The organism is Falsiroseomonas sp. (genome assembly GCF_051860665.1).
Taxonomy (GTDB): Bacteria; Pseudomonadota; Alphaproteobacteria; order Acetobacterales; family Acetobacteraceae; genus Falsiroseomonas.
This window is the reverse complement of the sequence record NZ_JBHYDM010000003.1, coordinates 139,582-159,424: the sequence shown is the minus strand read 5'-3', so window position 1 is coordinate 159,424 and position 19,843 is coordinate 139,582. Positions and strand designations below refer to the sequence as shown.

19 protein-coding genes are annotated in these 19,843 nt (G+C 69.2%); 11 read left to right on the top strand and 8 right to left on the bottom strand.

Annotation, left to right across the window (positions count from 1 at the left end; translation table 11 throughout):
- Positions 1 to 380 precede the first annotated feature (380 nt).
- From ACTIF1_RS04230 to ACTIF1_RS04215, 4 genes are all read left to right on the top strand, one after another.
- The gene (locus tag ACTIF1_RS04230; protein ID WP_439595128.1) at positions 381 to 734 is read left to right on the top strand and encodes an arsenate reductase; all 354 of its coding nucleotides are present in this window, start codon (positions 381 to 383) and stop codon (positions 732 to 734) included.
- 127 nt (positions 735 to 861) lie between these two features.
- Entirely contained in the window at positions 862 to 1,890 is a 1,029-nt protein-coding gene (locus ACTIF1_RS04225; RefSeq protein ID WP_439595127.1) for an amino acid ABC transporter substrate-binding protein, read from the top strand.
- Positions 1,891 to 1,987: 97 nt separating this feature from the next.
- Positions 1,988 to 3,286: an ArgE/DapE family deacylase gene (locus ACTIF1_RS04220; protein WP_439595126.1), complete on the top strand. Its 1,299-nt coding sequence runs from the start codon at positions 1,988 to 1,990 to the stop codon at positions 3,284 to 3,286.
- Complete coding sequence (locus ACTIF1_RS04215) at positions 3,283 to 3,840, top strand: nucleotidyltransferase family protein (protein ID WP_439595125.1); 558 nt, start codon at positions 3,283 to 3,285, stop codon at positions 3,838 to 3,840. Before ACTIF1_RS04220 ends, ACTIF1_RS04215 begins: the two co-directional genes overlap by 4 nt.
- 10 nt (positions 3,841 to 3,850) lie before the next feature.
- Here ACTIF1_RS04215 and ACTIF1_RS04210 read toward each other — a convergent pair whose 3' ends face one another.
- From ACTIF1_RS04210 to ACTIF1_RS04200, 3 genes are all read right to left on the bottom strand, one after another.
- A complete protein-coding gene (locus tag ACTIF1_RS04210; protein ID WP_439595124.1) occupies positions 3,851 to 4,345 on the bottom strand; it encodes a cupin domain-containing protein in 495 nt (164 codons plus the stop codon).
- Between the two features lie 11 nt (positions 4,346 to 4,356).
- On the bottom strand, positions 4,357 to 5,340 hold the full coding sequence (locus ACTIF1_RS04205) for a Bug family tripartite tricarboxylate transporter substrate binding protein (RefSeq protein ID WP_439595123.1): 984 nt from the start codon (positions 5,338 to 5,340) through the stop codon (positions 4,357 to 4,359).
- A 69-nt stretch (positions 5,341 to 5,409) separates the two neighbouring features.
- Positions 5,410 to 5,793, bottom strand: a complete 384-nt coding sequence (locus tag ACTIF1_RS04200; RefSeq protein ID WP_439595122.1) for a hypothetical protein — start codon at positions 5,791 to 5,793, stop codon at positions 5,410 to 5,412.
- Between the two features lie 408 nt (positions 5,794 to 6,201).
- Here ACTIF1_RS04200 and ACTIF1_RS04195 point away from each other — a divergent pair, with 408 nt between their 5' ends.
- The 5 genes from ACTIF1_RS04195 (at position 6,202) to ACTIF1_RS04175 (ending at position 10,545) form a co-directional block, all read left to right on the top strand.
- A complete protein-coding gene (locus tag ACTIF1_RS04195) occupies positions 6,202 to 8,061 on the top strand; it encodes a ribonucleoside-diphosphate reductase subunit alpha (RefSeq protein ID WP_439595121.1) in 1,860 nt (619 codons plus the stop codon).
- Positions 8,062 to 8,090: 29 nt separating this feature from the next.
- Positions 8,091 to 8,249, top strand: coding sequence for a hypothetical protein (locus tag ACTIF1_RS04190; protein WP_439595120.1), 159 nt, complete (start codon positions 8,091 to 8,093; stop codon positions 8,247 to 8,249).
- Positions 8,250 to 8,273: 24 nt separating this feature from the next.
- A complete protein-coding gene (locus tag ACTIF1_RS04185) occupies positions 8,274 to 9,329 on the top strand; it encodes a ribonucleotide-diphosphate reductase subunit beta (protein WP_439595119.1) in 1,056 nt (351 codons plus the stop codon).
- Between the two features lie 48 nt (positions 9,330 to 9,377).
- Positions 9,378 to 10,052 carry an SCO family protein gene (locus ACTIF1_RS04180; RefSeq protein WP_439595118.1) on the top strand — a complete coding sequence of 225 codons (675 nt, stop codon included), beginning with the start codon at positions 9,378 to 9,380 and terminating at the stop codon, positions 10,050 to 10,052.
- Positions 10,053 to 10,260: 208 nt separating this feature from the next.
- Positions 10,261 to 10,545 (top strand): hypothetical protein, encoded by a 285-nt coding sequence (locus tag ACTIF1_RS04175; RefSeq protein WP_439595117.1) that lies wholly within the window; start codon positions 10,261 to 10,263, stop codon positions 10,543 to 10,545.
- Here ACTIF1_RS04175 and ACTIF1_RS04170 read toward each other — a convergent pair.
- On the bottom strand, positions 10,542 to 11,270 hold the full coding sequence (locus ACTIF1_RS04170; protein WP_439595116.1) for a tRNA1(Val) (adenine(37)-N6)-methyltransferase: 729 nt from the start codon (positions 11,268 to 11,270) through the stop codon (positions 10,542 to 10,544). The two genes, ACTIF1_RS04175 and ACTIF1_RS04170, sit on opposite strands and share 4 nt — an antisense overlap.
- Complete coding sequence (locus tag ACTIF1_RS04165) at positions 11,257 to 11,475, bottom strand: putative signal transducing protein (protein ID WP_439595115.1); 219 nt, start codon at positions 11,473 to 11,475, stop codon at positions 11,257 to 11,259. The genes ACTIF1_RS04170 and ACTIF1_RS04165 overlap by 14 nt, the downstream gene beginning before the upstream one ends.
- Positions 11,476 to 11,635: 160 nt before the next feature.
- Here ACTIF1_RS04165 and ACTIF1_RS04160 point away from each other — a divergent pair, with 160 nt between their 5' ends.
- Complete coding sequence (locus ACTIF1_RS04160; protein WP_439595114.1) at positions 11,636 to 12,670, top strand: polyprenyl synthetase family protein; 1,035 nt, start codon at positions 11,636 to 11,638, stop codon at positions 12,668 to 12,670.
- 40 nt (positions 12,671 to 12,710) lie between these two features.
- Here ACTIF1_RS04160 and ACTIF1_RS04155 read toward each other — a convergent pair whose 3' ends face one another.
- The gene (locus tag ACTIF1_RS04155; RefSeq protein ID WP_439595113.1) at positions 12,711 to 14,117 is read right to left on the bottom strand and encodes an aspartate aminotransferase family protein; all 1,407 of its coding nucleotides are present in this window, start codon (positions 14,115 to 14,117) and stop codon (positions 12,711 to 12,713) included.
- 152 nt (positions 14,118 to 14,269) lie between these two features.
- Here ACTIF1_RS04155 and ACTIF1_RS04150 point away from each other — a divergent pair, with 152 nt between their 5' ends.
- A complete protein-coding gene (locus ACTIF1_RS04150; protein WP_439595112.1) occupies positions 14,270 to 16,579 on the top strand; it encodes a molybdopterin-dependent oxidoreductase in 2,310 nt (769 codons plus the stop codon).
- Positions 16,580 to 16,691: 112 nt separating this feature from the next.
- Here ACTIF1_RS04150 and ACTIF1_RS04145 read toward each other — a convergent pair whose 3' ends face one another.
- Both ACTIF1_RS04145 and ACTIF1_RS04140 read right to left on the bottom strand, forming a co-directional pair.
- Positions 16,692 to 18,722 carry a PhoX family protein gene (locus ACTIF1_RS04145; protein WP_439595111.1) on the bottom strand — a complete coding sequence of 677 codons (2,031 nt, stop codon included), beginning with the start codon at positions 18,720 to 18,722 and terminating at the stop codon, positions 16,692 to 16,694.
- A 92-nt stretch (positions 18,723 to 18,814) separates the two neighbouring features.
- A complete protein-coding gene (locus ACTIF1_RS04140; protein ID WP_439595110.1) occupies positions 18,815 to 19,789 on the bottom strand; it encodes a Bug family tripartite tricarboxylate transporter substrate binding protein in 975 nt (324 codons plus the stop codon).
- Positions 19,790 to 19,843: the final 54 nt, after the last annotated feature.

Sequence of the window (19,843 nt, the reverse complement as noted above, 5' to 3'; positions counted from 1 at the left end):
TTGCGCGGCCAATTCGCTTCGACAACTCGTCTGGTGTGGAGAACGCGCGCTCGGAGTCCGTTCGGGGTCGTTCCGAGACGTCGCCGCTCTGTTCGGCTCCGGGTGAACACAGCACCGATCCTTCGCGCCGGTGAGCAAGAGGGGTTGGGCGAGTGCCATACGCCTGCAGGCCACTAGAGGTGGACGAACCATGTGCTACAATTCGTTCTTCAACCGCGCATGAAGTTTTCCAAGCAGCGTTTTGAGGTTTGCGGAGTGGGGTTCCAGGTCCGCCAGTCACTTGGCGCGCCTCGCGCCCCTCGCCAGCACTGGCTTTCGCCGCGACGCCCGATCGCCGCGGGGCGCACGCGCCATTCATCCAACCCCGGCGGAGGCGCCCGATGACCGAGACGGTGATGCTCTACGGCATCCGCAACTGCGACACGATGAAGAAGGCCTTCCACTGGCTGGAGGCCCAGGGCGTCGCCTATTCCTTTCACGACTACAAGAAGCTGGGCGTGCCGCCCGGCCTGCTGGAAGGCTGGGCCGAGCGCCTGGGGTGGGAGGCGCTGGTGAACCGCGCCGGCACCACCTTCCGCAAGCTGCCTGAGGCGGAGCGGGAGGGGCTGGACGGCCCGCGCGCCCTGGCGCTGCTGCGGGCGCATCCCTCCGCCATCAAGCGGCCGGTGCTGGAGGCGCGGGGCCGCCTGCTGCTTGGCTTTGCACCGGATGCCTACGCCGCAGCCTTCGCCTGACCGGAAGGCCAGAAAATCCCGCGCGCCGGCGCAGGTTGCGCTTGCCCGTCCGGCCGCGGTCCCCCGACACTCATGCGTCGCCGGAACAACCTCGGCGGCCTCGAATCAAACGGGGAGTCTTTCCGACATGCGTCTTGCCCAACTCGCCTCGACCCTCGGCGCCGCCCTGCTGGGCGCGGTGCTGGCGGTCCCGGCCTTCGCGCAGCCGGCGGCCGATACGGTCGCGGCCATCCGCGCCCGCGGCTTCCTGAATTGCGGCGTCGCGCCCAGCACGGTCGGCTTCTCGCTGCCCGACAGCCGGGGCGAATGGCGCGGCCTTGATGTCGATACCTGCCGTGCCGTCGCCGCCGCCATTTTCGGCGACGCCACCAAGGTGCGCTTCATCGCCACCACCACCCAGTCCCGCTTCACCGCGCTGCAATCGGGCGAGGTGGACATGCTGGCGCGCACCACCACCTGGACCCTGGCGCGGGAGGCCTCGCTGGGCCTCGAATTCGCCTCCATCACCTTCTATGACGGCCAGGGCTTCATGGTGCGCCGCGATTCCGGTGTGACCAGCGCCCGCGCGCTGGATGGCGCCACCGTCTGCGTGCAGCCCGGCACCACCACCGAGCTGAACATGGCCGATTTCTTCCGCACCAACCGGCTGCGCTTCACCCCGGTGGTGATCGAGAATATCGAGGAGATCCGCGCCGCCTTCATCAATGGCCGCTGCGACGCCTATACCAATGATGCCTCCTCGCTGGCCTCCTTCCGCTTCAGCCAGGGCGCCAATGCGGATCGCTACGTGATGCTGCCGGAGATCATCAGCAAGGAACCGCTGGGCGCCGTGGTCCGCAAGGGCGACTGGAAGTTCTTCGACATCGTCCGCTGGACGCATTTCGCGCAGGTGACGGCGGAGGAGCTGGGCATCAACTCCACCAACCTCGACAGCTTCGCCAATAGCACCAACCCGGATGTGCAGCGCTTCATGGGCCGCACCGGCGACCTCGGCCGCATGCTCGGGCTGAACAACGACTGGGCGGTGCAGATCGTGCGCCAGGTCGGCAATTTCGAGGAGGTGTGGGAGCGCAACATCACGCCGCTCGGCGTGCCGCGCGGCATCAATGCGCTCTGGACCAAGGGCGGGCTGCAATACGCGCCGCCGATGCGCTGAGGCCGTGAGGCCCGGGCCGGTGGCGCTGCCGCCGGCCCGGCTTGACGCGATCCGGTCCGGCGCGGAGCCTTGCGCCGCAACCCGGATGATTGGCCCCATGTCTGAACCCCCGCGGCCCGAACCCCAGCTGCTCGATCGCCTGCGTGACGCGGTCGAGGCCGGCTTCCCCGCCGAGGTCGCCTTCCTGCAGGACCTGGTCCGCTTCCCCAGCCTGCGGGGGCGGGAGGCGCCGCTGCAGGACTGGTTCGCCCGCCAGATGGCCGCCCGCGGCTATGCCGTGGACCGCTTCTCGCTCGCCGATGTGCCGGCGCATCCGAAGACCGCGCCGATGGTGGATGCCGACCCGGCCGCCAGCATCCAGGTGGTGGCGACCCATCGCGCGAAAGATCCCACCGGGCGCAGCCTGATCCTGCAGGGCCATATCGACGTGGTGCCGGAAGGCCCGCATGAGATGTGGACGCATCCGCCCTATGCCGCCGTGATCCGCGACGGCTGGATGTATGGCCGCGGCGCGCATGACATGAAGGCGGGGGTCGCCGCCATGGTCGCGGCGCTCGACGCCATCCGCGCCGCCGGGCTGGAGCCCGCGGCGGATGTCTATGTCCAGACGGTGACGGAGGAGGAGAGCACCGGCAATGGCGCGCTGGCCGCGCTGCTGCGCGGCTATCGCGCCGAAGCCGCGCTGGTGCCGGAACCCACGGGCCATACCATCACCCGGGCGCAGACCGGCACCATCTGGTTCCGCCTGAAGGTGCGCGGCGTGCCGGTGCATGTGATGGTGGCGCAGGACGGGTCCAACGCCATCATGTCTGCCTATGCGCTGATCCAGGCGCTCTATGCCCATACCAGGGCGCTGAACGAGGCCGGGCGGGCCAATGCCTGGTATGGCGGCCAGGTGCAGGACCCGATCAAGTTCAACCCGGGCATCATCCGCGGCGGCGACTGGGCTTCCTCCACCCCCGCCTGGTGCGAGGTGGATTGCCGCATCGGCCTGCTGCCCGGCACGACGCCGGAGGAGGCGATGGCGGGGGTGGAGGAAGCGGTGCGGCAGGCGGCGAAGGGCGATGCCTTCCTCGCCAACAACCCGCCCGAGATCACCTTCCATGGATTCCAGACCGACCCCTATGTGCTGGAACCCGGGTCCGAGGCGGAGGCGGTGCTGGCCGCGGCGCATGAGGCGGTGCATGGCGAGCCGATGCAGGCGCGGCTGTCCACCGCGGTGAACGACACGCGCTACTACGGCCTCTATTTCGGCATGCCCGGCCTCTGCTACGGCCCGCGCGGCGAAATGGCGCATGGCTTCGATGAGCGCACCTCGCTGGCCGATCTGAAGACCTGCACGCTGACCATCGCGCAGTTCATCGCGTCCTGGTGCGGGGTGCGGCCGCGGGCATGAGTGCGGCGGCGCGGCTGGTCGCCGCCGCCCGCGGCAATCCGGCGACGGCCGCGCTGCTCGACCTGCTGCCCGGCCTCGGCCTGAACCAGGGCTTCCTCACGGCCGGCTGCCTGTTCCAGGAGGTCTGGAACCGGCAGGCCGGGCATCCGCCGGGCTGGGGCATCAAGGACCACGACGTCTTCTATTTCGACGACAGCGACCTGTCCTTCGAGGCGGAGGACGCCGTGATCCGCCGCGTGCGCGCGGCCAGCGCGCATCTCGGGCTGGAGGTGGAGGTGCGGAACCAGGCGCGGGTGCATCTGTGGTATCCGCGGCGCTTCGGCCCCGGCTATCCGCAGCTGCGCTCGGCAAGGGACGGCATCGACCGCTACCTGGTGTCCTGCACCTGCATCGGGATCGAGCTGGCGACCGGCGCGATCCATGCGCCGAACGGGCTGGTGGAGCTGGAGGCCGGGATCTTGCGGCCCAACCCGATGAACCACCGCCCCGACCTGTTCCGTGCCAAGGCCGAGAGCTACCGCGCGCGCTGGCCCTTCCTGACGATCGAGGACTGAGCCCGCGGCGTCAGGGCGCCTTGTGGATCGGATCCACCCAGGCCACCGCCTCCGGCTTCTCCACCGGCTCGATATCCAGGTTCACCACCACGGCCTCATTGTCCGACCGCACCAGCACGCATTCCAGCGTCTCCTCCGTGCTGGCATTGATTTCCTGGTGCGGCACATAGGGGGGGACGAAGATGAAGTCGCCGGGGCCGGCTTCCGCGACGAATTCCAGCTTCTCCCCCCATCGCATCCGGGCGCGGCCCTTCACGATGTAGATCACCGATTCCAGCGCGCCGTGGTGATGCGCGCCGGTCTTGGCATTGGCGTGGATATGCACCGTGCCGGCCCAGATCTTCTGGGCGCCGACGCGGGCGAAGTTGATCGCCGCGGCGCGGTTCATCCCCGGCGTCTGGGCCGTATTGGTGTCCAGGCTGTCGCCCGGGATCACCCGCACGCCGGTGTGCTTCCAGCCGTCATCGGGCGGCGTGTCGTGGCTGTGGTGGCCATCATGCGGCATGGGTCGTCTCCTCAATCGGCTCGCGCGCCGGAAGCGCGCACCAGCGGCAGCCACAGGTCGATCTCGGACTTGAGAAAATCCTCGAAACGCTGCGGGGTCCAGCCACGCATCGCGGGCGTTCCCATCTCGTCGAAGCGCCGGCCGATGGTGGGGTCGGACAGCGCCTGCTCGATGGCGGCCGCCATGCGCTGCACGATCGGCGCCGGCGTGCCGGCGGGCGCGTAGATGCCGTACCAGGAATAGGCCTTGTAGTCGCCGAGCCCGACTTCCCGCGCCGTCGGCACCTCCGGCACCGCCGGGCTGCGCTCATCGGTCGCGACGAAGATCAGCCGCGCCGTGCCGGCCTGGTGGAAGGGGGCGAGGATGGAGGGGATGTCGCTGGTGAAGGCGATCTCGCCCTGCTGCAGCGCCAGGTAGGTCTGCCCCGGATTGCGGTAGGGGATGTGCTCCGCCGTCGCGCCGATGCGCGACAGGAAGGCGGAGGAGGCGATATGGCCCGAAGTGCCCGCCCCCGCGCTGCCATAGGAGTACTTGCCCGGGTTCGCCTTCAGCAGCGCGATGAACTCCTGGGCCGTGCTGACCCCGAGCTTGGACGAGATCGCCATCCCGATCGGAATGAAGACGGTCGGGGCGATTGACGCAAAATCCTTCAGGGGGTCGTAGGGCAGGCGGCTGTAGAGGCCGATGGCGAGCGCCATGTTGGAGACGGTGGCCAGCAGAAAGGTCTCGCCATTCGGCGGCGCCTTGGCCACCACATCGGCCCCCAGCGTGCCGCCGGCGCCGGGGCGGTTCTCGATCACCACCGGCTGGCCCAGGATCTCGGACAGCTTCGGCGCCAGGACGCGGGTGGTGATATCCGTGCCGCCGCCGGTGCCGAAGGGCACGACGATGCGAATCGGGCGCGTCGGCCAGGCAGGAGTCTGGGCGTTCGCCAGGCCGGGAAGGGCGGCGGCGAGTGGCAGGGCCAGGGTGGCGCGGCGGCTGAGGTGGGGCATCGGGTTCTCCTGCGGATTTCCCCGATCAAAGCGCGCCCGCGGCCGCCCCGCGACCCCCTTCCGAAAAAATCAGGGCGGCAGCACCGGCATGGCCGGAAGATAGGGCCGCAGCGTCAGCGCCTCCTGCCGCGAGACGCTGATGCGGCCGCCCGCCACCAGCCGCTGCGCGCCATCCGGCCCGCGGAGGCAGCGGTAGAGCCAGCCGGCCACCTGGCCATGCTGGGCGATGCTGCGCGCCAGGCGTTCCACATCCGGGCCGGGGCCAAGCGCGGCGAGCTCCGCCGGGGTCAGGCCGAGCAGCAGATCGGCGCGAATCGTCACCACCTGGAACAGCCGGACCCGCCCCGCCGGCGCCGCGGCGGCCCGGCCGGCGGCGGCGAGCGAGCCGCCGAGCAGCAGGCCGAGGGCCATGCGCTGCAGCAGGCCATTGGCGGGGCGGGGGGTGGCGGACATGCGCGGGCCTCCTGCGGGAAGCGCCAGCCTGCCGGCGAAATGTTGCGTCCCGGTGTCGCGGCCGGTTTCGCCGACTTCGCTCACGATCTTCGTGATCGACTCCGACGGCCCCGGCCGGCCTGTGGATCATGAGGATATCGGGGAGGAGTGGCATTTCGCGGCCCCGCCAGGCCTGGCGGGGCTTCGCGGGGCGGGACGGCGCGGGTCGGACGCGCTATCCTATGAACGAAACGGCAACATGCGGCGAGATCGCAAGCGCGCGGAAAATGCAACCGGGGATGTGTCCGGCACCCGTGGTAGTGTTCAGGGTGTGGCAACACTACATCTTGTTGGGGTGGGGCTGGCGAGGCATTCTGCGTTCCAGGGGGGAGTCGCGTCCCCTTTCCTAGACGGTTCGGGGGATTGGTCGTGTTTGATGCAGTTCAACTTGAAGGCCATGGCCAGGTTCGGATCGACCGGTCCCGCGACGCGCTGCTGACCGATTTCGGCAAGGCGACGCTCGACGACCGCTACCTGCTGCCCGGCGAATCCTACCAGGATCTCTTCGCCCGGGTGGCTTCCGCCTATGGCGACGACGCGGCGCATGCGCAGCGGATCTACGACTATATCTCGCGGCTGTGGTTCATGCCGGCGACGCCCGTGCTGTCCAATGGGGGGACGACGCGCGGGCTGCCGATTTCCTGCTTCCTGAACGAGGCCAGCGACAGCCTCGACGGGATCGTGGGGCTCTGGAACGAGAATGTCTGGCTGGCGGCGAAAGGCGGGGGAATCGGGTCCTACTGGGGCAATCTGCGCGGCATCGGCGAGAAGGTGGGGCGCAACGGCAAGACCTCGGGCGTCATCCCCTTCATCCGGGTGATGGACAGCCTGACGCTCGCGATCAGCCAGGGCTCGCTGCGCCGCGGCTCGGCGGCCTGCTACCTGCCGGTGAACCATCCGGAGATCGAGGAATTCTTGGAAATGCGCCGGCCGACGGGTGGGGACCCGAATCGGAAGGCGCTGAACCTGCATCATGGCGTGCTGCTGTCGGATGCCTTCATGCGGGCGGTCGAGGCGGATGAGGAATGGGCGCTGGTCTCGCCCAAGGACGGCGCGCTGATGCGCAAGGTCTCCGCCCGCAGCATCTGGATCCGCATCCTGACGGCGCGCATCGAGACGGGCGAGCCCTATATCATCTACTCGGACCATGTGAACCGCGCGCGGCCGGAGCATCACAAGCTGTCCGGCCTGGAGGTGAAGACCTCCAACCTGTGCAGCGAGATCACCCTGCCGACCGGCATCGACCAGCATGGGATGGAGCGCACGGCGGTGTGCTGCCTCTCCTCGCTGAACTGCGAGACCTGGTTCGAGTGGAAGGATCACCCGCGGTTCATCCCGGACGTGATGCGCTTCCTGGATAACGTGCTGCAGAGCTTCATCGATACGGCGCCGGATTCCATGGCGCGAGCGCGCTACAGCGCGATGCGCGAACGCTCCGTCGGCCTCGGCGTGATGGGGTTCCACAGCTTCCTGCAGGCGCTGAACGTGCCCTTCGAGAGCGCGATCGCAAAAGTCTGGAACAAGCGGATGTTCAAGCACATCCGCGAACAGGCCGACCTCGCCAGCCGCATGCTGGCCGAGGAGCGCGGACCCTGCCCGGATGCGGCCGAATACGGCTTCATGGAGCGCTTCTCCAACAAGATGGCGATCGCGCCGACGGCCTCGATCTCCATCATCTGCGGCGGCGCCTCTCCGGGCATCGAGCCGATCGCGGCCAATGTCTACAATCACAAGACCCTCTCGGGGTCCTACATCGTCCGCAACCCGCATCTGAAGAAGGTGCTGGCCAAGCACGGCCGCGACGATGACGAGACCTGGACCAGCATCACCGTCACCAAGGGCAGCGTGCAGCACCTGGACTTCCTCACGGACCAGGAACGGCTGACCTTCAAGACGGCCTTCGAGCTGGACCAGCGCTGGGTGATCGAGCATGCGGCGGACCGCACGCCCTATATCTGCCAGTCGCAGTCGGTGAACGTCTTCCTGCCGGCCGATGTGCACAAGCGCGACCTGCACCAGATCCACCTGATGGCGTGGAAGAAGGGCGTGAAGTCGCTTTACTACTGCCGCAGCCTTTCCATCCAGCGCGCCGATACCATCTCGGCCAAGGTCGTGGGCCAGGGGGATGTCATGGCGGCGCATCAGGACGAGGTGGTGCGGAAGCTGACCGCGGCGGCACCGCCCTCCGAGAACGCCAACGATTATGAGGAATGCCTGGCGTGCCAGTGATGCCCCCCCTGACTCCAGATCCCGTCCATGTGGCCCGCCTGAAGGCGGCGCTGGAGCGGGACCTGGACCGGCTGCTGCAATGGCGCGGCCCGGTGACGGAGGTCCGCCGCCTCGTGGCGGAGCTCGACCGGCTGGACGCGCAGGCCCACCGCGCCGCGCCCGCCCATGCCGACCAGATGGCCCGTTGAATTTTTTGCACGGCGAGATTTTCCATGCCCGATGACGCGATGCCCCGCGACGAGCTTCCCCTTCGCTTCGACCTGCTGACGGCGAATCCGGTCTACAAGCCCTTCCGCTACCCCTGGGCCTATGAGGCCTGGCTGCAGCAGCAGCGCATCCACTGGCTGCCGGAGGAAGTGCCGCTCGCGGACGATGTGAAGGACTGGCAGAAGAACCTGACGCCGGGCGAGAAGAACCTGCTGACGCAGATCTTCCGCTTCTTCACCCAGGCGGATGTCGAGGTGAACAACTGCTACATGAAGCAGTATTCGCAGGTCTTCAAGCCGACCGAAGTGCTGATGATGATGTCGGCTTTCAGCAACACCGAGACGATCCACATCGCAGCCTATTCGCATCTCCTCGACACCATCGGGATGCCGGAAATCGAATACACGGCCTTCCTCAAGTACAAGGAGATGAAGGACAAGTACGACTACATGCAGAACTTCTCGGTCGACAGCAAGACCGAGATCGCCAAGACGCTGGCCGCCTTCGGCGCCTTCACGGAAGGCCTGCAGCTTTTTGCCTCCTTCGCCATCCTCATGAATTTCCCCCGCTTCAACAAGATGAAGGGGATGGGGCAGATCGTTTCCTGGTCGGTCCGGGATGAGACCCTTCATTGCCTCTCGGTCATTCGCCTGTTCCGCACCTTCGTGCAGGAGAACCCCGAGATCTGGACGGAGGAGCTGAAGCAGGACCTCTACGGCATCTGCTCCACCATCGTGGAGCATGAGGACGCCTTCATCGACCTCGCCTTCGAGCTCGGCGGCGTCGAGGGCCTCGATGCGCCGCAGACCAAGCAGTACATCCGCTACATCGCGGATCGCCGCCTGCAGCAGCTCGGCCTCGAATGCCTCTACAATATCGAGAAGAACCCGCTGCCCTGGCTCGACGAGATGCTGAACGCCATCGAGCACACGAACTTCTTCGAGAACCGCGCCACCGAATATTCGCGCGCCAGCACCGCCGGATCCTGGGAAGAGGCCTTCGGCGACGCGACCTTCACCTCGGCCCAGCCGGAGGGTGAGATCGCGCTGCCGGGACGCTGATCCGCGGCTGAGTGGACGGCACGGCGCGCGCCGCCTATCTCAGCGCCCATGTTGATCGCGATTCGCGTTTTCGCCCTGATCCTGATCCTCCTGCTGGGCGGCGTCTGGACCGCCGCCTGGCTGGGCCGCGCGCCGGGGGAGGGGGTGGCGGATGCCTTCCTCCGCCGCATCGGCAGCTTTGTCGGCGCGGAGATGCCAGCCCCCGCGGCGGGTGGCGTGCAGCTGCCGCAGGGCCTGGCGCTGGGCGGGCCCTTCAGCCTGGTGGACCAGACCGGCCGCGCCGTCACCCAGGCGGATTTCGCCGGCCGCACCCTGCTGGTGTATTTCGGCTTCACCTATTGCCCGGATGTCTGCCCGACCGAGCTCGGCACCATTGCCACCGCCATCGACGAGCTGGGCGAGCTGGGCGAGCAGGTCACGCCGGTGCTCATCACCATCGACCCCGAGCGCGATACGCCGGAGGCCCTGGCCGACTATGTCTCCCGCTTCCATCCGCGGATGGTCGGGCTGACCGGCACGGCGGAGCAGGTGGCCGCGGCGGCGCGGGCCTATCGCGTCTTCTACGCCAAGGTGCAGCGGCCGGAGATGACGGCCTATCTGATGGACCACTCCTCCTTCATCTACCTTGTCGGGCCGGATGGCCGGGTGCGGACGCTGTTCCGCCCCGAATCGACGCCGGAGGCAATCGCCCAGTCGGTGCGGGCCCATCTGCGCGGCAGTTGAGCAGGTGGCGGGCCCGTTCGGCAGCAGAACGATCTAATCGTTTGTTTTTTCCTGTTTTTTAGGCAGGGGGGGAATAGGCGCTGGCGCCTGAAATGCGCTAAGCAGCAGGACACCTTCGCCACGCGGAGGGTTCCGGCCGATCTTGACACTGGCTATGGTCAGCGGATGGCGCCGGAGCCCGACGCCACATTTTGGAGCCGCAGTCTGCATGTCCGACGAGGAACGGGATCCGTCCGGCCGCGATGCAGGTCGTGCGCCGTCCAATCCGCCACGCCATACGCGGCGGCTTTCCGACAAGATCCTGATCGCCTTCCACCATGCCTGTGACCAGGGCGACTTCGAGGTGGCCGAGGAATTGCTGCGGATCCTGGAGATGATGCTGACCCGGCGCCCCGTCTCACCCGATGTGAATCGCCGCAAGAACATGGAAAGCCTGGTGGCGGCGCATGAGCGGCTGTGGCTGCTGCGCCATCCGGACGCCAACGAAAGCTAGACCGGCAGGGCGGCGGCATCCCGCAGCACCGGGCCGGCCGCCTCGCCGGGCCCGTGCAGCACCAGCCCCGGCAGGATGCGCGCTGGGCCACGGCCGCCCCGACGGGCGGCGACCAGCACCCGCTTCGCAGCCACCCCAGCACGGGGCCAGAGCGGCAGCAGCGCCAGGCTGCCGCATCCCGCCCGGCGCAGTGCCTCCACCGCATCCGCGAATCGCGCCGCGGGCAGCACCAGCGTGACGCTGCCGCGATGTGCCAGACCCTGCGCCAGGAAGCTGGCCCAGGCCTGCAGCGGAACCTCCTCGGCATGGGTGGCGCCGGCGCGCAGCGCATCGGGCGGCGGGGTGCCGGCGGGCCAATAGGGTGGATTGGCGAAGCCATGCGCCAGGCGGGGCAGGGACCGGCGCAGCGCCGGATCCGCCACATCCCCCTCCAGCACCTTGACCTGCGCGCCGAATCCGTTGCGCGCCGCATTTTCGCGCGCCAGCGCCGCCAAGCCGGCCTCGCGCTCCACCGCGATCACGGAGATCCCCGGCACCCGGGCCAGCAGGCAGAGGAAGCCCGCGCCGCTGCCGCAGCCGGCCTCCAGCACCAGGTCCCCCGGCCGCGCCGGCACCGCGGCCGCCAGCAGCACGGCGTCATGCCCGGCGCGCAGCCCCTGGCGCGGCTGATACAGGCGGACCCTGCCGCCCAGCAGGCTATCCTCGGTCAGCTCAGCGCAGGCCATCGGTCTCCCCGGCCTCGGCCAGCACGCGCCGCGCCTGGGCTTCCTGGTCCTCCGGCACCGCAAGGCGGCGGGGAAAGATGCCGATGCCGCCCTCGATGGCGCTGACATGGCCATCCAGCACCAGCGGGTCGCAGCCGGCATCGCGCAGCAGCGCCAGCAGGAAGGACAGGCGGATCGGGTCCGTGGTCGCCAGCAGCACCCGCATCGCGCGCCCCTCCTGAAGCCGGGCCGCAGGCCGGCCTTGCCGGATCGCGGGGCGATCGCACCTGCTGCCAGGTATGCAACCGCCGCCAGCTTGCCCCCAGCTTGCCCCCTGGGGGGGGCGGCGGCTAAGTTGCGCGACACTTGAACAAGGTCAATACCGCGTGGATCTGCCCGTCGCGCCCAGCGCCGAAGACGCTCCGGAGGCCCTTCGCGGCGAGGATGCCCTCGCCACGCTGACCGCCCTGGTGCAGCGCGACCTGGAGGCCTGCAACCGGCTGATCGTCGAGCGGATGCAGAGCCCGGTGGCGCTGATTCCCCAGCTCGCCGCCCATATCGTGGCCGCCGGCGGCAAGCGGCTGCGCCCACTGCTGACGCTGGCCGCGGCGCGCCTCGCCGGCTATCGCGACGGCCAGCGCCATGTGGCCCTCGCCGCCTGCGTCGAATTCATCCATACCGCGACGCTGCTGCATGACGATGTGGTGGATGAAAGCGCGCTGCGCCGCGGCCAGGCCAGCGCCAATGCCCTGTTCGGCAACAAGCCCTCCGTCCTCGTCGGTGACTTCCTCTTCGCCCGCGCCTTCCAGGTGATGGTGGAGGACGGCTCGCTGGAAGTGCTGCGCATCCTGGCGGAGGCCTCCGCCACCATCGCCGAGGGCGAGGTGCTGCAGCTGATCACGCAGAACGACACGGCGACCACCGAGGACCAGTACCTGGCCGTCATCGAGGGCAAGACCGCCGCGCTGTTCGCGGCCGCAACCGAGGTCGGCGCCATCGTGGCCGAGTGTGGCGCGGCGCGGCAGGCGGCGCTGCGGGCCTATGGCCACAACCTCGGCGTCGCCTTCCAGCTGATCGACGACGCGCTGGACTACAGCGCGGCTCAGGAAGCCTTGGGCAAGACGGTGGGCGACGATTTCCGCGAAGGCAAGATCACCCTGCCGGTCCTGCTCGCCTTCCAGCGCGGCGATGCGGCGGAGCGCGCGTTCTGGCGCCGCACGCTGGAGGATCGCGAGCAGGCCGAGGACGACCTGCCGCGCGCCATCGCCCTGATGCAGAAGCACGCCGCCTTCGCCGATACGGTCGGCCGCGCGCGCCATTATGGCCAGGCGGCGCTGGATGCGCTGGAGGCCTTCCCGGATGGCGTGGAGCGCCGGGCGCTGGCTGGCATCGTGGAATTCTGCATCAGCCGGGCGCGCTGAGCGGGAATGCCCTCTCCCCGAAGGGAGAGGGCGGGGCGCCTCACACCACCGTCAGGCTTTCGCGGCGCAGCTGCACCGTCACCGCATCCAGCGCGCGCGCCGTGCGGTCCACCATCTGGTCGATCTCGTCCATCTTCATGATGAGCGGCGGGGAGAAGGCGATGGTGTCGTTGGCCAGGCCGCGCAGGATCACGCCCTCGGCCTCGCCGGCCTTGGCCAGCCGCGGGCCGACCTTGGCGGAGGGTTCAAAGTTCTTCCTGTTGGCCTTGTCCGCCACCAGCTCGATCGCCGCCACCATGCCGATGCCGCGCACCTCGCCGACCAGCGGATGGCCTTCGAAGCGCTCGCGCAGCACCTTCTGCATATGGGCGCCGGCGGTCTTCACGTGGTCGACGATGTTTAGCTCGTCGTAGATCTTCAGCGTCTCCAGCGCGACGGCGGCGGCGACGGGGTGGCCCGAATAGGTGAAGCCATGGCCCCAGGTGCCGATGGTGGCGGAGCCATCCGCCAGGCCCTGGAAGATCTTGTCATTGATGATGATGGCGCTGATCGGCAGGAAGGAGGCGCTCAGCGCCTTGGCGCAGGTGATGATGTCCGGCGTGATGGAATAGGTCTGGCAGCCCCAGTAGTTGCCGGTGCGGCCGAAGCCGCAGATCACCTCATCCGCCACGAAGAGCACGTCGTACTTGCGCAGCACGGCCTGGATCTTCTCGAAATAGGTCGCGGGCGGCAGCATCACGCCGCCGGCGCCCATCACCGGCTCGGCGAAGAAGGCGGCGACCGTCTCCGGCCCCTCGCGCAGGATGGTCTCCTCCAGCTCGGTGGCCAGGCGGGTCGCGAAATCCTCCTCGGATTCGCCGGGCTTGGCGCCATGGTAGTGGTGCGGCGTCGAGACATGGATGATGCCGGCGATCGGCAGGTCGAACATCTTGTGGTTCGCCGGCAGGCCGGTGAGGGACCCGCTGGCGATGGTGATGCCGTGATAGGCCTTCAGCCGGCTGATGATCTTCTTCTTCTGCGGCCGGCCGATGGCGTTGTTGTAGTACCAGACCATCTTGATGGCGGTGTCGTTCGCCTCGGATCCGCTATTCGCGTAGAACACCTTGCTCATCGGGCAGGGCGCGCGCTCGATCAGCATCTCGGACAGGTCGATCAGCGGCTCGTGCGACTTGGCCGTGAAGGCGTGGTAGAAAGGCAGCTTCAGCATCTGCTGATGCGCCGCATCGGCCAGGCGCTTGCTGTCGAAGCCCAGCGAGGCGCACCAGAGCCCGGCCACCGCCTCGATATATTCCTTGCCCTGGTCGTCCCAGACCCGCACGCCCTCGCCGCGCGCGATCACCAGCGGGCCGTTCACCGCATGCGCGCGGTGGTCGGTATAGGGGTGCAGCACATTGGCGATATCGCGGGCGGCGTTGGAATTGCGGGCCGCATTGGCGGGGGGCGTCATGGCGCTCAAGGTTCCTTGGCGGGTGAGGGTCGCCAGGAAGCCTAGACCCTTTTCCGGCGCAGGGAAGTGGGGCCTGCGACCGGCTCGCGGGGATGCTGGTTGCCGCAGGGCGCGACGGGCGGCAGATTGGCGGCCATGAAGGACCCGCGCCGATGACCGAGATCAAGCCGCATTCCTCCCATTGGGGCGCCTTCCAGGCGGTGGTCCAGGATGGCCGCCTGGTGGAGGCACGGCCCTTCGCGCGCGACCCCTTCCCGGGCACGCTGCTTGCCTCCATGCCGGATGCCGTGCATGGCGCGGCCCGCATCGACCGCCCCTATATCCGCGCCGGCTGGCTGCGCGGGGAGCGACGCGGCGCCACCCGGGGCGGCGACCATTTCATCCCCGTAAGCTGGGACGAGGCGATCCGCCGGGTGGCGGAGGAAACCGCGCGCATCCGCCAGGAACACGGCGCGCCGAGCATCCTCGGCGGGTCCTATGGCTGGTCCTCCGCCGGGCGCTACCACCATGCGCGGACGCAGCTGCACCGCTATCTCGGCCTGGGCGGCGGCTTCACCAGCCAGGTGACCAACTATTCCTACGGCGCCGGCATGACGCTGATGCCGCATGTCCTGGGCACCAATGAGGTGATCCAGGGCCGCGTCACGGATTGGGGCAGCATCGCCCGCAACACCAGGCTGATGCTCTGCCTCGGCGGCCTGCCGCGCAAGAACGGGCTGGTGACGGCGGGCGGCGCCGGCGCGCATGAATACCTGCCGCTGATGCGCCAGGCCGCCGAGGCCGGCGTCCGCTTCGTGAACATTTCCCCGTTTCGCGGCGATACGGAGGATTTCCTGAACGCCGAATGGGTGCCGATCCGCCCGAATACGGATGCGGCGCTGATCTTCGGCATGGCGCATGTGCTGCTGGAGCGGGGGCTGCAGGACAGCGATTTCCTGGCCCGCTGCACCGTCGGCTTCGACCGCTTCCGGGACTATGTGCTGGGCGCCACCGACGGCACGCCCAAGACCCCCGAATGGGCGGCGGCGATCACCGAGGTGCCGGTCGAGACCATCCGCCGGCTGGCGCTGGAGGCGGCGGGTGCGCCCACCATGTGCACCGCCACCTGGTCCATCCAGCGCGCCGAGCATGGCGAGCAGCCCTGGTGGGCGCTGGTCGCCTTCGCCGCCATGCTGGGCGGCATCGGCAAGCCGGGCCAGGGCATCGCCTTCGGCTATGGCAGCATCAACGGCATGGGCACGCCGCGCGTCGATATCCCCAGCGTCTCCGGCCCCTCCGTCCGCAACCCCTGTGGCGCCTATATCCCCGTCTCCCGCGTCACGGAGCTGCTGGAGCGGCCGGGCGAGATCCTGCAATACAATGGCCGCGACCTGCTGCTGCCGGATATCCGGATGATCTGGTGGGCCGGCGGCAATCCCTTCCACCACCACCAGGATCTCGGCCGGCTGCTGCGCGGCTGGAACCGGGCGGATACGGTGGTGGTGGCGGAGCCCTGGTGGACCTCCGTCGCGCGCCATGCGGATATCGTGCTGCCGGCGACCACGACGCTGGAGCGCAACGACATCGGCAGCTCCTCCCGCGATCGCTTCGTCACGGCGATGCACCAGGCCATCGCGCCGGTGGGCCTGGCGCGGAACGATGCGGATATCATGGCCGACCTGGCGGACGCCGCCGGCTTCCGCGCCGCCTTCACCGAGCAGCGGGACGAAAGCGCCTGGCTGCAGCACATGTATGGCCGCTGGCGCCAGGCCTGCGCCCGGCACGGCGTGGAGGTGCCGGAATTCGACGAGTTCTGGGCCACCGGCCATGTCGAGATCCCGCCCCCCGAGCAGGATTTTGTCCAATTCGCCGACTTCGCGGCCGACCCCGAGGCCAACCCGCTGGACACCCCCAGCGGCAAGGTGGAGATCTTCTCCGAGACCATCGCCAGCTTCGGCTATGCCGAGACGCCGGGCCACCCCGTCTGGCACGAGCCGACCGAGTATCTCGGCAGCGCGATGGCCCAAAGATTCCCGCTGCACATGCTGTCCTTCCAGCCCTCCACCCGGCTGCACGGCCAGCTCGACAGCGGGCGGGTGGCGGCGGCGGACAAGATCCAGGGGCGGGAAAAGCTGCGCATGAACCCCGCGGACGCCGCGGCGCGCGGCCTGGTCGACGGCCAGGTGATCCGCGTCTTCAACGACCGCGGCGCGGTGGCGGCGGGGCTGGTGGTGACGCCGGATATCCGCCCCGGCGTGGTCGCCATGGCGACCGGCGCCTGGTGGAATCCCGAACGCCCCGGCGCCACGGACAGCGCCTGCGTGCATGGCAATCCGAACGTGCTCACCCAGGATATCGGCACGTCGCGCCTCGGCCAGGGCTGCGCCGCGCAATCCTGCCTGGTGGAGATCGAGGCCTGGCCGGGCGAGCCGCCGCCGGTGACGGTCCACGCCCCGCCGCCGGGGGCCTGCGCGGTTCCGTAACACTGGCCGAAAGCCACTCTCCACCCGCAGGGGGGAGAGGGTTGGGTGAGGGGGGCCGCGAAGGCTGCGCAGCTTCCGGATTTCAGGGTGCCCCCTCGACCCTGCGCCGGCTTCAGGTCCCGATGATGCCGCCGTCATCCTTGGTGATGACCAGCGTTGCCGAAAGCGGCACGCCGCTGCCATTCGGGAAGCGGCTGTTCGTCCGGCCCGCCGCCCAATCCGCCGCGCTGGTGGTGGCGCCCGGGTGCTGCAGGTTCACGAACATGGTCCGCCGGTCCGGCGTGGTCACCACGCCCGTCACCTCCTGGCCGTTCGGGCCCGTCAGGAAGCGCCGCATCTCCCCGGTCACGGGATTGGCGCAGAGCATGGCATTGTTGCCGAAGGGGGCCAGGGCGCCGCGCAACTGCTCGCTCTCGCCGATATCGGTCTGGATCCAGAGCCGGCCATCGGCGTCGAACCAGAGGCCATCCGGGCAGGCCAGCATATTGTCGCTGGTCACCACGGCCTCCCCGCTCAGGCGGCTGTCGCCCTCCGGCCCGGCGATCAGGAACAGGTCCCAGGCGAAGCGGGTGGCGGCGTGGTCGTCATTCGCCTCGCGCCAGCGAATGATCTGGCCGAACTCGTTGCGCGCGCGGGGATTGGCGGGGTCGAGCTGGGCCGCGGTGCGGCGGGTGTTGTTGGTCAGGGTGAAATAGACCTGGCCATCGCGCGGATCGACGGCGCCCCATTCCGGCCGGTCCATCTTGGTGGCGCCCAGCGCATCGGCGGCGAGGCGGGTGTTCACCAGCACCTCCGCCTGGTCGGCGAAACCGTTGGCGGCGGTCAGCGGCCCCTGGCCCTGCACCAGCGGCAGCCATTCGCCCGAGCCATCGGCATTGAACTTCGCGACGTAGAGCGTGCCCTCGTCCAGCAGCCCGCCATTCGCCGTGGCGCGGACGAAGGGGCGGGCGGAGACGAATTTGTAGATGTATTCGAAGACCGAATCATCGCCGGAATAGGCGACGACAGGCTGGCCTTCGCGGGTCGGGCCGAAGACCATGCCTTCATGCGCGAAGCGGCCGAGCGCGGTGCGCTTCACCGGCGCGGCGGCCGGGTCGAAGGGGTCGATCTCGACGATCCAACCAAAGCCATTGGCCTCGTTGCGATAGTCCTGGGTGGCGTCGGCGCCGGTGGCGGAGACATTGAAGCGAATGAATTCGTCGGCGCCGCCCGCCGCCTGGTCCCAGTTGTAGCGGCCGAGATCGGTCGGCACGCCATAGCGGGCCTGTTCGCGCGGCAGGTTCGGCCGGCCATCCCGCTGGTCCAGGTTGCGGAAATAGCCGGACCAGTTCTCCTCGCAGGTCAGGTAGGTGTTCCAGGGCGTGACGCCATGCGCGCAGTTGCTCATGGTGCCGCGCACGCGCGTGCCGTCCGGGCTGTACTTCGTGCGCACCAGCGGGTGGCCGCGCACCGGGCCGGCGATCTCCATCGGCGTCGCGGCGGTGATGCGGCGGCTGCGGGGATCGGCCACCACGGCCCATTTGCCATCCGCCTGGCGAGCGATGCGGACCACGCCGACGCCATGGGCGGCGATCTCCTTCCGCACCTCCTCGGCATCCCGCGCGCCGTCCACCAGCGGCATGCGGCCGCTGCCCATCGAGAGGCCGACGGCGCGGGCATGCATGAAGCGCGGCTCGATATATTCGTGGTTCAGCACCAGGAAGCCGTCCGTGCTGCTGCCCTGGTTCGGCTCGCGGCCCTCGATGGGGAAGAAATGCATGCCGTCGTGATGCGCGCCGATGGCGGCCTCCTGCTCCGCGGCCGTCATCTCCGCCACCGTCTTGCCGGCGGGCTGGCCGTTGAGCGGCGTGCCATGGGGGAGGATGACCTGCACGGAATAGCCTTCGGGCACGACCACCGTGTCATGCGGGCTGATCGGCACCGGCTTGAAGCCGATCGCCGGGCCCTGCGGCGCGCCCTGCGCCTGGGCCGGGCGGGCGCCGATGAAGCCGGCGATGGCGGCGCCCAGGCCCCCCACCAGCATGCCGCGGCGGCCGAGCCGGGCCGCGGCGATCTCGGTGAAGAGGGGGTTGGCGGAGGTGTTGGACGGCACCTCGTCACCGGCTTCGAGGTCGTAGGGAAGGTTGCGGAGATCGTCCGGCATGGTGGGCGCCCTGGCGGTTGCTGGTGGGCGCCTTCCTTACGCCGCCTCCGCAACAGCCAGGGGTCAGTCGGGTGACCGATCGGTGACGGCGCCTATTGCACCGTGATGCCCTTCGCCCGCACCACCTCGCTCCACCGCGCCAGGTCGCTTTCCATCACCGCGGCCAGCGCGGCGCCGTCGCCGGCGACCGGCGTCGCGCCCTGCTGCACGAAGCGGTCGCGCACCTCGGGATTGGCCAGCACCTTGTCGACCTCGGCGCGGATCTGCGCGACCAGCGCCGGGTCCATCCCGCGCGGGCCCAGCAGCCCGTACCAGAAGGAATAGGTGAAATCGTAGCCGAGCTCCTTCGCCGTCGGCACATCCGGCAAAGCGGGGATGCGCCCGCCCGTGGTGCCGATGGCGATCGCCCGCGCCCGCCCGTCCCGCACCGCGCCCAGCACGGTGGGTGGGGCCGCGATCAGCAGGCCGACGCGCCCCGCCATCAGGTCCAGGAAGGCCGGCCCCATGCCGCGATAGGGCACATGGGTCAGCCGGATATTGGCGATGTCCTGCAGATACTCCGTGTAGAGATGCGGCGAGGAGCCGGAGCCCATGGAGCCGTAGAAATTGGCATCCGCCGCCTGGCCGCGCGCCGCCTCGATATAGTCGCGCAGCGTGCGGGCGGGGGCATTGCCGGGCACGACGAAGACGGTCGGGTAGTCCACCATCAGCGAGATCGGCGTGAAGTCCGTGCGCACGTCGAAGCCGAGGTTCGGGTAGAGCGGCGGCGCGGTGGCCAGCGAATTGTCGGTCAGCAGCAGCGTGGTGCCATCCGGCGCGGAGCGCACGACATTCGTCCAGCCGACGATCCCGCCGCCGCCGGAGCGGTTGTCCACGGTGAAATTGCCGCCGGTCTGCTCGCCCAGCCGCTGCGCCAGCAGCCGCGCCACGAAGTCACTGGTGCCGCCGGGCGGATAGGTGACGAGGATGCGCACCTGGCGCGTGCCGGGCCAGGCGGCGGGCTGGGCGAAGGCGGGGGCCACGGCCAGCAGCGCGGCGGCGGCCCCCAGCAGGATTCGGCGGAGCATGGGCGTTCTCTCCTTCACAGGCTCGGCCGTTTTCGGCCCTGGTTCTGGTTGGGG

What these genes read in the sequence shown, in the direction of transcription:
- ACTIF1_RS04230 (WP_439595128.1), top strand. Translation starts at nt 381, where the DNA reads ATGACCGAGACGGTGATGCTCTACGGCATCCGCAACTGCGACACGATG.
- ACTIF1_RS04225 (WP_439595127.1), top strand. Translation starts at nt 862, where the DNA reads ATGCGTCTTGCCCAACTCGCCTCGACCCTCGGCGCCGCCCTGCTGGGC.
- ACTIF1_RS04220 (WP_439595126.1), top strand. Translation starts at nt 1,988, where the DNA reads ATGTCTGAACCCCCGCGGCCCGAACCCCAGCTGCTCGATCGCCTGCGT.
- ACTIF1_RS04215 (WP_439595125.1), top strand. Translation starts at nt 3,283, where the DNA reads ATGAGTGCGGCGGCGCGGCTGGTCGCCGCCGCCCGCGGCAATCCGGCG.
- ACTIF1_RS04210 (WP_439595124.1), bottom strand. Translation starts at nt 4,345, where the DNA reads ATGCCGCATGATGGCCACCACAGCCACGACACGCCGCCCGATGACGGC.
- ACTIF1_RS04205 (WP_439595123.1), bottom strand. Translation starts at nt 5,340, where the DNA reads ATGCCCCACCTCAGCCGCCGCGCCACCCTGGCCCTGCCACTCGCCGCC.
- ACTIF1_RS04200 (WP_439595122.1), bottom strand. Translation starts at nt 5,793, where the DNA reads ATGTCCGCCACCCCCCGCCCCGCCAATGGCCTGCTGCAGCGCATGGCC.
- ACTIF1_RS04185 (WP_439595119.1), top strand. Translation starts at nt 8,274, where the DNA reads ATGCCCGATGACGCGATGCCCCGCGACGAGCTTCCCCTTCGCTTCGAC.
- ACTIF1_RS04180 (WP_439595118.1), top strand. Translation starts at nt 9,378, where the DNA reads ATGTTGATCGCGATTCGCGTTTTCGCCCTGATCCTGATCCTCCTGCTG.
- ACTIF1_RS04175 (WP_439595117.1), top strand. Translation starts at nt 10,261, where the DNA reads ATGTCCGACGAGGAACGGGATCCGTCCGGCCGCGATGCAGGTCGTGCG.
- ACTIF1_RS04170 (WP_439595116.1), bottom strand. Translation starts at nt 11,270, where the DNA reads ATGGCCTGCGCTGAGCTGACCGAGGATAGCCTGCTGGGCGGCAGGGTC.
- ACTIF1_RS04165 (WP_439595115.1), bottom strand. Translation starts at nt 11,475, where the DNA reads ATGCGGGTGCTGCTGGCGACCACGGACCCGATCCGCCTGTCCTTCCTG.
- ACTIF1_RS04155 (WP_439595113.1), bottom strand. Translation starts at nt 14,117, where the DNA reads ATGACGCCCCCCGCCAATGCGGCCCGCAATTCCAACGCCGCCCGCGAT.
- ACTIF1_RS04150 (WP_439595112.1), top strand. Translation starts at nt 14,270, where the DNA reads ATGACCGAGATCAAGCCGCATTCCTCCCATTGGGGCGCCTTCCAGGCG.
- ACTIF1_RS04145 (WP_439595111.1), bottom strand. Translation starts at nt 18,722, where the DNA reads ATGCCGGACGATCTCCGCAACCTTCCCTACGACCTCGAAGCCGGTGAC.
- ACTIF1_RS04140 (WP_439595110.1), bottom strand. Translation starts at nt 19,789, where the DNA reads ATGCTCCGCCGAATCCTGCTGGGGGCCGCCGCCGCGCTGCTGGCCGTG.